General features: G+C 58.1%; 11 protein-coding genes and 1 pseudogene. 6 read left to right on the top strand and 6 right to left on the bottom strand.

Annotated elements, in window-relative coordinates; genetic code table 11:
* Window positions 1–340 (top strand): FAD-dependent oxidoreductase (locus tag PSV43_RS24370; RefSeq protein WP_300203836.1); only part of this gene is annotated, 340 nt, incomplete at its 5' end.
* On the opposite strand, the gene PSV43_RS24365 is transcribed toward PSV43_RS24370, so the two are convergent.
* From PSV43_RS24365 to PSV43_RS24355, 3 genes are read right to left on the bottom strand one after another with little or no spacing between them, the layout of a single operon-like run.
* A complete protein-coding gene (locus tag PSV43_RS24365) occupies window positions 279–752 on the bottom strand; it encodes a hypothetical protein (protein ID WP_300203834.1) in 474 nt (157 codons plus the stop codon). The two genes, PSV43_RS24370 and PSV43_RS24365, sit on opposite strands and share 62 nt — an antisense overlap.
* Complete coding sequence (locus tag PSV43_RS24360; protein WP_300203832.1) at window positions 749–1,963, bottom strand: DUF5009 domain-containing protein; 1,215 nt, start codon at window positions 1,961–1,963, stop codon at window positions 749–751. Before PSV43_RS24360 ends, PSV43_RS24365 begins: the two co-directional genes overlap by 4 nt.
* A 58-nt stretch (window positions 1,964–2,021) precedes the next feature.
* Window positions 2,022–2,468, bottom strand: coding sequence for a hypothetical protein (locus tag PSV43_RS24355; protein WP_300203830.1), 447 nt, complete (start codon window positions 2,466–2,468; stop codon window positions 2,022–2,024).
* A 120-nt stretch (window positions 2,469–2,588) separates the two neighbouring features.
* Between PSV43_RS24355 and PSV43_RS24350 the strand changes: the two genes are divergently transcribed.
* From PSV43_RS24350 to PSV43_RS24335, 4 genes are all read left to right on the top strand, one after another.
* Window positions 2,589–3,083 carry an FHA domain-containing protein gene (locus PSV43_RS24350; protein WP_300203828.1) on the top strand — a complete coding sequence of 165 codons (495 nt, stop codon included), beginning with the start codon at window positions 2,589–2,591 and terminating at the stop codon, window positions 3,081–3,083.
* A 141-nt stretch (window positions 3,084–3,224) separates the two neighbouring features.
* Complete coding sequence (locus tag PSV43_RS24345; RefSeq protein ID WP_300203826.1) at window positions 3,225–4,496, top strand: adenylosuccinate synthase; 1,272 nt, start codon at window positions 3,225–3,227, stop codon at window positions 4,494–4,496.
* A gap of 76 nt (window positions 4,497–4,572) precedes the next feature.
* Window positions 4,573–4,806: a 30S ribosomal protein S21 gene (gene rpsU, locus PSV43_RS24340; protein ID WP_300203824.1), complete on the top strand. Its 234-nt coding sequence runs from the start codon at window positions 4,573–4,575 to the stop codon at window positions 4,804–4,806.
* Window positions 4,807–4,991: 185 nt separating this feature from the next.
* Window positions 4,992–5,876, top strand: a complete 885-nt coding sequence (locus tag PSV43_RS24335) for a polyphosphate kinase 2 family protein (protein ID WP_300203822.1) — start codon at window positions 4,992–4,994, stop codon at window positions 5,874–5,876.
* 57 nt (window positions 5,877–5,933) lie between these two features.
* Here the strand turns inward: PSV43_RS24335 and PSV43_RS24330 are convergent, their stop codons facing one another.
* Entirely contained in the window at window positions 5,934–8,777 is a 2,844-nt protein-coding gene (locus PSV43_RS24330) for a PVC-type heme-binding CxxCH protein (protein WP_300203820.1), read from the bottom strand.
* Window positions 8,778–8,865: 88 nt separating this feature from the next.
* On the opposite strand from PSV43_RS24330, the gene PSV43_RS24325 reads away from it, so the two are divergent.
* Window positions 8,866–9,408, top strand: coding sequence for a hypothetical protein (locus PSV43_RS24325; RefSeq protein ID WP_300203818.1), 543 nt, complete (start codon window positions 8,866–8,868; stop codon window positions 9,406–9,408).
* A 5-nt stretch (window positions 9,409–9,413) separates the two neighbouring features.
* Here PSV43_RS24325 and PSV43_RS24320 read toward each other — a convergent pair whose 3' ends face one another.
* Both PSV43_RS24320 and PSV43_RS24315 read right to left on the bottom strand, forming a co-directional pair.
* Complete coding sequence (locus tag PSV43_RS24320) at window positions 9,414–10,814, bottom strand: hypothetical protein (RefSeq protein ID WP_300203816.1); 1,401 nt, start codon at window positions 10,812–10,814, stop codon at window positions 9,414–9,416.
* Between the two features lie 24 nt (window positions 10,815–10,838).
* Window positions 10,839–11,132 (bottom strand): annotated as a pseudogene (locus PSV43_RS24315) (gfo/Idh/MocA family oxidoreductase); the annotation flags it as partial.

The raw sequence follows: 11,132 nt of genomic DNA, 5'->3' as shown, positions 1-11,132 counted from the left end.
GCACTATGCGCCGCCGGGACAGCACCTCCTTTCCGCCTCCATCATCGGTGCGCCATCAAGCACTGAACTGGAACAGGTCGTACGCGAGCAGATGCGCACATGGTTCGGAGAGGCCGTCGTCTCCAAATGGCGTCACCTGCGCACCTATCAGATCCGACATGCCCAGCCGGAGAGCAGGCAGCTACGCCTCGGTGACAGCCCACTTGCCAGCGTGATCCAGCCCGGCCTCTACCGCTGCGGCGACTGGTGTGAGCAGGTCTCGATCAACGGCGCACTTCTCAGCGGCCGTCGATGCGGAGCGGCGGTAATGAAAGCGTTGGGAGAACCGAACCCGGATTAGGCGTGGCTGGAGCTGACTCCGTGGGCAGCACAAAGGGATTGATCGTGGTAGCAGCGTTGTTGAGCCGCACCTCCACCTTTGTCACGCCAAACTTGTCCGGCTTTTTCTCAGCAATCGACCGCAGTTCCTGAGCGACTCGCTCGATATCTGCCCGGTTTTTGAGATCTCTAATGGTCACCGTGGTGAAGCCCGGACCAGCCACCACCTCGATTTTACTCCCGGGCACCCCCATGTCCGCGTGAATGAGTTTTTCCCAAGCACTGGCATGCTGCAAGTCAGGCAGCAGGATGAGCCCGGCTGTGTGCAAGCGCGCCTCTTCTTCCAAATTACGCGCAGGCGTGGTGGCGTCCTGCTTGTGCTGACAAGCGGCGAGACAGGCGATGACAACGAGGTAAAAAAATCGAGGGGTCACAGTTTGATAAAGGCCTTCTGTTTATACAGCCACCAGCAGACCAGCCAAAGCACAAAAAGCACGCCACAACGCTCAATGACCGGTACCCAATACGCTGGAAAGGCCGTCTCTGGCAGGTGCTTGTGGAGATTCTCGTTGATCCAGCCCGCGCACAAGCTGTGCAGAAGATAAATCACGATGCTGTTCGTGCCCACGACCACCAGCGGGTAAACCAGCCGCCGCATGCCGCGCACCTCCACCAGCCAGTAAAAAACCGAAAGCAGGATGAGCACCCAGCCACCGCTCAGAATGGCCCAGGAGGGCGTCCAGATGCGCTTTACCACTGGCAGCAGAGTGTACTGATCCAGCTGCGTCCCCACCACTGGCAGTATCTTGAAATCAAGCGCGGTTCCCGCCACCACCAGCAGGATGCCGGTGACCAGCAGCGTGCTAAACCTGCCACGCTCTGTTTTCAGACTGCGCATCAGAAACTCCCCGGTGACCGCACCACCGAGCATGGTGGCGAGCGCTGGGATGAAGTTCAGTGTCTGATAGCCGCCAGGGTTATGCTGGAACGTCTGCGCCTGAGGCAGCAGATTGAGAAACCAGCGGTCAAACGCTGCTGCGGCATTGGTATGAATATTCCAATGCCCGGCAAAGCCCGGCAGCATCGCCTGCTCCGTGCCTTTCATTCCGGCGATGGCGGCGAGATCCTGCGACGACGGCAAAGGGTGATCGATGAAGAACCAGGTGTAGCCCGCCAGAATCAGAATGATCGCAGAGAGCATGTATTCCCAGCCCATGCGTGAGAACAAAAAGAGCAGGAAGTAACCAAGCCCGATCTGCGCCAGCACGTTCGTAAACAGAAATACCGTGTGCTTGTCTCCCGCATGCGTGGCCAGCAGCACCCCCAGCGCCACCAGCAGAATCGACCGCGTGAGCGCATGCCAGGCCATGCCAAAAAACGACTGGCCGTGCTCACGCCGCTTCTCATACGAAAAGGGTACGGCCACGCCCACCATGAACATAAAGCTCGGCTGAATCAGATCCCATAAGGAGCAGCCCTGCCAGGCCTGATGCGCAAACTGCGGCTTCAAGAACTCCCAAATGCTGCCTGGATGAGCGGCTGCCATCTGCACAATGCCAAAGCCCCCGGATGCCATCAGCAGCATGATGAACCCACGAAAGGCATCGAGGGACAGGAGTCTTGAGTTGGTGGTCGTCGGGTTCATGGGGCAACCACAAACGCCACTCATGCACGCCTGCTATCGAAAGCCGTGCAGGTATTGATCAGGCAGCCTTAAGCACCTCGTGCGTGTGGATCGCAGGATTTACAATGTCACGCACGAACTGCGCCGGTTCGGCACCTTCGCCAAAGACATAGATCCGGGTCCGCAGGGTCAGCTTCTTGATTTCAAACCCGGCATTTTGGATGCTGCGGTAGTAATTAAGGATCATTTCTTTTTCGAGATCCAGCGCCGCACCTTTCATCCCGTATTCCAACACAAAAGCGGCTTTCTCAAACGCTGGCTGGCCGCCGATGCGGGCCTCCTGGCTGATGGAGTCGATCAAAACCTTGTCCACAAAAGCCTTCAGCGCCGCCTCATCACCTTCGAATTCGATCTTGTACACACGCCCCTCGCGATACTTCAGCGGCAGCGGGTGGGGAGCGTACAGCAGCTTGTGACAGTCGCTTTCAGAGTCGAATTTACCGAGGATTTCAAAAATTTGGGTCACGAGGGTCGCGGGGATGGTTGTCCGTCTTCCTAGCAAGAACGCCCGCCCGCGCAAGCTCTCAGCCGCCTGCAGTGAATCTCTCTTGCCTCCCCTGCCCCAGCCTGCTAGAACTGCTCTGTTATGCCGCGTATTCAATTCACCACTCCTGAAGGTGCCTCCGGTGCCCTCGAACTCGACGCCGAACGCATGTCCGTGGGACGTGCTGATGACAACCAGCTCATCATTGCTGACGATTCCGTCTCCAGTCATCACGGTGAATTTGCTTTCGACGGCAGTTCCTGGACGCTCACCGACCTCGGCTCCACCAACGGCACCAAAGTCGGCGGTTCCCGTGTCGATCACGTCAATCTCGCGTCTGGAGGTGCGTTTCAGCTCGGCAATGTGAACTGTGTGTTCCACGGCGATGGCGAAGCAGAAGAAGAAGCTTATTCCGCCCCGACCTCCACTGCATCCAGCGGCTATGGCAGCGCTCCTTACAATGGCCGCCTGCGCACCGGCTTTGGCCCGAAAGTGAAGCAAAAAAATCCTGGTGGGGCTCTGACCACCCTGCTCGGAGTTGCTGGCCTTCTGGCCTGCGGTGCCGCCGTTTATTTTGCCCAGCTAATGGGAGCCTGAGACTGACAACAAGCACGCGCTCGCGATCCCCGCTCCCGTTCGGAGCACCCCAGCGGTCCTTCCGACTGCCATGGTACGGCTTGCGCGTCATGAAAACAACCCTTGCGGCTTCATCATGCCGCCACTCCAAGAAAAGAATCCATGTCTAATACAATCATTGTCGGCGCCCAGTGGGGCGATGAAGGAAAAGGTAAAATCGTTGATTATCTCACCGAGAACACGGACGTCGTCGTCCGTGCAGCCGGTGGTAACAATGCCGGTCACACCGTCATCAGCAACGGCAGCAAGTACATCCTGCACCTGATCCCCTCCGGCATCCTGTGGAAAGATAAAATCTGCGTCATCGGCAACGGCGTCGTCATGGATCCCACCGGTCTGCTCGCTGAAATGGCCAAGCTGCGCGGCCAGGGGGTCACCATCACCCCGGAGAATCTCCTCATCAGCGAAACCGCCCACCTGGTCATGCCCTACCACCGCGGTCTGGACAAGGTGCGCGAAGCCAAGCGTGGCGACAAGAAGATCGGCACCACGGGTCGTGGCATCGGCCCCGCCTACGCCGACAAAGTCGAGCGCGATGGTCTGCGCACCATTTTGATGACCCAGCCGGAGATCTTCGAAGAAGAACTTCGTGACCGTCTTGCCCGCCACAACGTCACTTTTGCTGAACTCGGCGTCGAACTCGTCCCCGTGGAAGAAACCGTGAAGGAAATGCTCGAAGCCGCCAAAACGCTGGCTCCGCACATCACCAACACCACTGTTTACCTGCATGAGGCGATCAAAGCAGGCAAAAGCCTCCTTTTTGAAGGCGCTCAAGGCACCTACCTCGACATCGACCACGGCACCTATCCCTTCGTCACCTCGTCGAACACCACCTCCGGCGGTGCCTGCACCGGCTCTGGCGTCCCTCCGCGCATGATCGACAAGGTCGTCGCCGTGGGCAAGGCCTACACCACCCGTGTCGGAAGCGGCCCCTTCGTGACCGAGAACGACGCCATTGGCGACATGCTGCACAACATGGGCCGCGAATTCGGTGCAACCACCGGCCGCGCACGTCGCTGCGGCTGGCTGGACTCCGTCTTGGTACGCTATGCCGTCATGGTCAATGGTGCCGATGAACTCGCCATCACCAACCTCGATGGCCTGGACGGCCTCGACACCATCCAGATCTGCACCGCCTACACCCTGCGCGGCAAGACCATCCACTACCCACCGAGCACCGCTGCCGATCTGGCCGCCTGCGTCCCTGTTTACGAAACCCACCAGGGCTGGAAGCAGGATCTCAGCGGCATCAAGAAGTTCGCCGACCTCCCGGAACTGGCCAAAGCCTACCTGAAACGCCTCGAAGAACTGACCGGAGCACGCGTCAGCCTCATCGGCGTCGGCCCGGATCGCGAGCAGACTCTCGTCGCTTGAGGCTATATTCCATTTGACGATCGCCCTCATTCCCCTACTCTCACAGCCCTTTTCCCAAACCACCTAGACCCGTTTTATGACCGAAATTCAGATCCGCAAAGGCGAGCCCGTTGACCGCGCTCTCAAACGCCTCAAGACCCGCCTCGAAATGGATGGCATCCTTGAAGAAGTCCGCCGCCTGCGCGCCCATGAGACGCCATCAGCTCGCACCAAGCGCAAAGCTCGTGCTGCAGCCAAGCGTGGCAAGATCCGCTATCGCTTCACCCTTCCAAAGGCCCCCGGCGCGCCGGAGTCCCCTGTCTCCGCATAATTCGGCATAGGGAAAAGAACATTTAAAAGGGCGGGTTCATCCCCGCCCTTTTTTTGTGCCCATGCTTATCGGACGCTTGAATGGGTGAACGCTTGCTCAGGGAGCAGACTCTTGATGTCGCGACTTCGCAGTTCTTCCTGTTCATCAAGTCTCATTGCTGTTAACTCCCGCCACCTTTACACCTTATGAAACTCAAGCTCGACCTCGATGATTTCCGCGTGCCCGATGGCAAACCTTTTCGCATCAAGAAAGCGAAGACGAAGGTAAAGGGGCTTTACAAAGACGACGCCCATTACGAATCGCTGATCGCCGAGTTCCGCACGGAGATCGACGACTTGCAGCAGAAGATGTATGCGCAGGACAAGCAGGCCTTGTTGCTCGTGTTTCAAGCAATGGACGCAGCCGGCAAGGACAGCACCATCAAGCATGTGATGAGCGGGGTGAACACGCAGGGCGTGGAGGTGCATGCGTTCAAGCGGCCCACGGCGGATGAACTGGATCATGACTTCATGTGGCGCACTTCTCGGGTGATGCCGCCAAGAGGACGCATCGGCATCTTCAACCGCAGCTATTACGAGGAGGTGCTGGTCTGCCGCGTTCACCCCGAGATCGTGACGAAGGTTCAGCGTCTGCCAGAACACACGACGAAGAACATCGACAAGCTTTTCAAAGACCGGCTTGAAGACATCGCCAACTTCGAGGCCTACTGCCATCGCAACGGCATCCTCATCCTCAAGTTCTTTCTCAATGTATCAAAGGACGAGCAGAAGAAGCGCTTCCTCGCCCGCATCAACACACCCAGCAAGAACTGGAAATTTGAAGAGGGCGACGTGGGCGAGCGCGGCCACTGGAAAGAATACATGGAGGCGTATGAAGACGCCATCCGCGCCACCGCCACTGAGAAATGTCCCTGGTATGTCGTCCCTGCGGATGACAAGAAGAACATGCGCCTCATCGTCAGCGCCGCGATCCTGAATGAGATGCAGAGCATGAAGCTGAAATACCCCGAACTGCCGCCGGAACAAAAGGAGCACCTGCAGGCAGCGAAGCGAATGCTGGAGGCGGAGTAGCGCCGGTTAAATTGGCCGAAAGAGCGGAAAGAAGGAAAAAAGGCCGGACCCAGAAAATCATTTCAAACTGCGCAGCCACGCGACGAGGTCGAGCAATTCGTCTTCGGGCATCGTTTGATCCAAGCCTTGAGGCATGAGGCTGTTGGTCAGCGTCGTGTCACCGGCGATAGTTTGATGTGCGATGGTTTTTTCCTGGCCGGCGATGTCGATGACGAGCAGGCCTTCGGCGGTGTGGGATTTGATCACGCCTAGAGTTTGCTGGCCATCGCTGGTTTCGATGACGTGGGCTTCGTAGTCGCGCGCGAGCGTGTTGCTGGGAAAGAGAATGCTTTCGAGCAGGTCGCGCTCAGTGCGGATGGCACCGATGTGGGAGAGATCGGGACCGATGGGGCGGCCCGCTTCACCGATCTTGTGGCAGGCGATGCAAGTCCCCTTCCCCATCTCAAAGTGCTTCTTTCCATTCGCCGCGTTGCCGCTGGTGATGACTTTGTCCGCCAGCGGGCCTAACTGACGCTTCTTATCCTCCGTGGCCGCAACGGCGGTGTTGTAGGCGGGCAGGATGACTGTTTCAAAAATGTCCGGTGGCAGGTCGCTGAAGGCCGTGCGGTAGGCACTCTCCTGCTGGCTGGCGATGATGGGACTCTTAGCAATCTCAACGGCGAACGTGCGGCCGACTTCAGGCTCCTTCGATTTGCGCACGATGCCGAGCAGCGCTTTGAGCTCGACGGGGCCCAGCGTGGCAAAGAGTGGCGCGAGTTCGAGAAGTTGTGGCTTTGCCAAAGGTGCGCTGGCGATCATGCCTGCGGCTTGAATTTTCGCAGCCGAAGAAGAGTTGGCGTCGGAGAGAACGCCTTTGACCAGCGTGAACGTTTCGCCAGTGAGCTTGACCGATTTGGCGGAATCGAGGGCTTTGAGGCGAATCGAGAGGGGCCGCTTGGTGTCATTGGCGATGGACAGGAGCGCGGCGTCGAAGTGCGGGGTCTTGAGTTTCTTGATGGCGTCGAGAACGAGAGGCGTGGGGGATTCAGAGAGGAGCTTGTCGAGCGCTGGAATCCAGGCTTCGTTGGTGGCACCCGAGGTTTGGGCGGCGAGGATGCTCATAGCCGCCATGCGGACATCAACCAAGCTGTGAGCGAGCATTGCAGTAACGAGGGACTGCGCGGAAGGCTTCGCAAGGTGTCCGGAAATGACCTGTTTGATAAATGTCACTCTTCCCTGTGTCAGGTCGGATGCTTTAAGCCATTCGGTGAAAGCCGAAGCTGCGAGCTGGTCCCCATCAGGCACCACTTCAAGTGATCTCCGAATGGCATCAGCCAGGGGCGGGGACATTTCAGGATCGAGACGAGTAAGTGAATGCTCGATCTCGTTGGCGAAGCTTCTCTCGGAACCATGCCGGGCCAATTCAACCAACAGCCAACGGCTCAGATATCGGTCCGAGGCAGGACCGCTATGAAATGGCGGCTTCATTTGGCGAAGCGCATAAATTAAAAGATGCTCAGATGAGGGGTCGAGCTCCTGGTCCAGCAACTTTCCTAACACGCCCAAAATCTCGCCATCGTGAGGCAGATTTTTTGCAACCCATTCCAACGCATAACGCCGTGCGTGCTCATCATTCGACTTCAGCGCTACGATTTGCGATTGGAGTTCTGTTTTGCGGACGGAATCGTCGGTGCTCCGGATGGCGAGCCGCGGTTTTTTCGGTTTGATACGGTAAATGGCACCCAGCAAATCCGACTTCGCCATCAAACTGGCGGGGCAGCCGATGCGGAACCAGCCGCCGGTGTCGATGAGGAGGAGGGAGCCGTCGCGTGGGTCTTCCATCACGTCGGTGAGATGGATATCGGGGTTATGCAGTTTGAGGAATTCGTTTTCAACGGCCTTGTAGGTGCTGCCACTCGGGGTGAGCTCCATGCGCACGAGGCGCTGGGTGTTGAAGTGGGTGACCATGAACTGCTGTGCGCTCTTGTTCGCGCTGCCGTAGTTCTTCCAGAAGCAGGAGCCGCTGACGGCGACGTGGCCGAAGTTGTACATCACGGGCATGGTTTCGAGCGTACGCGGCAGATGCGCGATGGCCTTGAGCTGATCTGCGCGCTCATAGACGCCGCCGTAGAGCCAGTGGATGAGGGTGTCACCACGGGGCTGGGAGTAATAGAGGTTCTGTACGCCGATGATGTCGCCATCCGGCGTAAAATCGACTTCGACGGGGTTGTCGCCGCAGCCGAGGGAGTGCCAGGCAATGTCCGTGCCGTCGGGTTTGCAGCTCCAGATGCCGCAGGCAAGCGATTCATCAACAAGGGTGCCGTCTTTCTGCACGACCTTGTGGCCTTTGCGACCATGGCACCAGTAGAGGCGGCCGTTGGGATGCAGAAATGGGCCGTGGATGTCGGCGGCGTTGCCGGTGTAGTCGAAGCCGCCGACAATCATCTCGCGCTGGTCGGCGACGCCGTCGTTGTCGGTGTCGGTGAGTTTCCAGATGCCGGGCGGTGAGCCGACGTAGAGGCTGCCGTTCAACCAGCAGGCCCCTTGGGGAAACGTCATCTTGTCGGCGAAGACGGTGCTTTTGTCGAAGGTGCCGTCGTTGTCGGTGTCTTCGAGCATGAGGACGCGATTCGGGGGATTCGCTTCGAGCATCGCCTTGTTCCAGTTCACGCCGACGGCATCGCCAACGAAGAGGCGGCCTTTGTCATCGAGACAGCCCATGATGGGATGCGTGACAAGCGGTGATGCGGCGGCGACTTCGAGAGTGTAGCCATCAGGAAGATCGTGCTTCGGCAGGGCGAGTGATGCCTTGCCGGTGATGACGACAGGACGTTTGCCGCTTTCGGGGATGGCACTGTCCTTGTCCGGTGGAAGATCGGCGGCTAAGACGGGTATGGCGAAAAGGAGCAGCAGGTGACGCATAGGTCACATACGCAGCGAAAGGGATGTTTGTGTCGAAACATTATAGAAGTCAATTGACTACTTTAACTAAGAGTTGCAAAGCGCACACATGGAAATCAATCCCTACGCAGCGCCTCAGGCTCAGGTGCTCCAAACCACCTCTCGAGACGAACTCATACGCGAAGAGCACATCAACACTGAGGCGACCATCAAGTCGGTAGGCATACTTTACTACCTTGGTGCTTTCGCCTTGATTCTCTACGGCGTGCTCATGATAATCACGGGTATCCGTACTGGCAGAGATTCGTTGTTGGTCTCAATCATTATTGGAGTGGTATTATTGGCCGTCGGCACCGGGCAGGGCATCGTGGCATACGGTCTGCGTCGATTGCAGAGCTGGGCCCGCATTCCCACTATCATCCTTTCCAGCATTGGTCTCCTCGGCTTTCCGATTGGCACACTGATCAATATTTACATCCTGATTAAGGTCTCGGGACAGCAGGGCAAGTTCATCATGACTCCAGAGTATCAGCAGATCATCGCGGCTACCCCACATGTGAAGCGAAAAACTTCCATCGTGGTTTGGGTGATACTGATTGTGCTGCTGCTGGTCCTGATCGGCATCATCGCGGCCAATTCTTTCAGCAATTGACCCCGCTAAAGCCGCCGCACTTCCTGCACTTCGAGGCCGGTGAGCTTCCACTCGTCATTCACAGGCGTGATGGTGATGCGCGCATTGTAAATATTGACGCGGGGGTGGCTGTGCCCCCAGTGGCCGACGATGCCACGGGCCATCCAGTTGCAATCTGCGATAAAGCCTTCGCCTTTGGGATCAGGCTCCACTTTGTCCACAGTGGCGGAGAATTCGGCAATGGTAACACGGGTGCCTTCACGGCCATCGAGGGTGAGCGCCTGAATGGTTTCGAGATACAACTTGCGCAGCAGCTCGCCATCAACACTGCGGGCCAGCACGTCATAGACGTCTGACTCTGCATGGTGGTCAAAAGCACGATACACATTGCGCAGCAGCGGAGAGACGATCCCCTGCGCCTCTTCGACCTGGGTGACCGCCGGAGCGGCAGGCCCCATCTGAATAGGCAGCACCAGCAACTGGCTCATGAGCACCGCCCCCAGCAGCCAGACGAAAAAATAGGGCAGACTGCCGCCGGGGAGCCTATAATCTTTCACCTTGAGGTAGATGTAAAACACCAGACCGGTGACCACCCACATGATGCCGCCCAGCGGCAAGCGCAATGGCAGCTGAAGTGAAATCTGTGGCACCGCTGCCAGCGGTGTCGGGCGGGTCATGCGGCCCTGATTGCGCCAGCGGAAAGTTTTGACCGAGGAGTAAATTTCCCCGGTCTCGCTCAAGGGACCAAAGAAGACCCGCAAGGGCAGCTTGGTCGTGCCTTTGATCCACCCATTCCAGGTGACATTCATTTCATCCGGGCCCGGTGGTGTGGCAAACTCCCACATGAAGCCGACGAGCGCCTGGTTCAGGGCCACATCTTCCCCCTCCTTCAAAGGCAGCGTGTTTCCGGGCAACCCCTTGATCACCGCGACCAGAGGCATTGGCACTTGCAGCGCCTGATCGCCAACGCTCAGAGCGCACCAGTCAGAAGTGCGCGCCGCCATGGTTTCGACGATCTGCTTTTGCTGATCAGCTGTGAGTGATTCCGGCAGTGCGGCACCTGGTGAGAGCCACTCGAGCACGGTGGCCGCATCAAAGAGAACTTCAAAGCGCGTCTGGTAAGGTTCAATGTAGAGATAAGCCTGCGCAATCGGTCCGGTGATGATGAGCGAAGTGCTGGTGGGCAGTGGCGGTGGTGCAGCGAGAGGAGGTGCCTCAGGCAGGGCTGCGGGAGCAGCCACCGGAGTTGTTGTTTGAGGCCTCACCGGGACTGGTGGCCCGAGTGAAGGCAAGGTCTCCAAGGGCTGGAGCGTACCGATCTTGATGGTGTCCTGCGCCTGCATTCCAACCAGAGCGAAGGCCCCCAGAAGCAGGGGGATCGTCAAGATGGTTCTGCACCAGAGCGAGGACAGGGAATGTTTGGGCATGCGGCGGTCTTGGATAAGACTGGATCAAAGCGCCCATGGCTTGCGCCATTCCTTGGCGAGCAGTCCGGAGGCGGCGGCATTGTCGGCGATGGTCTCCGACTTCGGATCCCACTTCAAGCCAGTGCTGCCAGTGCGCAGGGCAATGTTGGCGAGATGCGCGATGGTGATGCTGCGGTGCGAGACTTCGATGGGTGTCGCGGTAGGCTTGCCGTCGTAGATGCATGAGAGGAAGTTGTCCGTATGGTCCTTGCTTTCGTAGAGATGGATTTCTTCAGGGCGGGTCTTTTCGCGCAGGATTTCGGGGCTGCTGGCGGTGAT

Origin of the sequence: Prosthecobacter sp. (assembly GCF_029946185.1) — a bacterium.
Taxonomy (GTDB): domain Bacteria; phylum Verrucomicrobiota; class Verrucomicrobiia; order Verrucomicrobiales; family Verrucomicrobiaceae; genus Prosthecobacter.
This window is presented reverse-complemented; position numbering and strand designations above follow the sequence as displayed.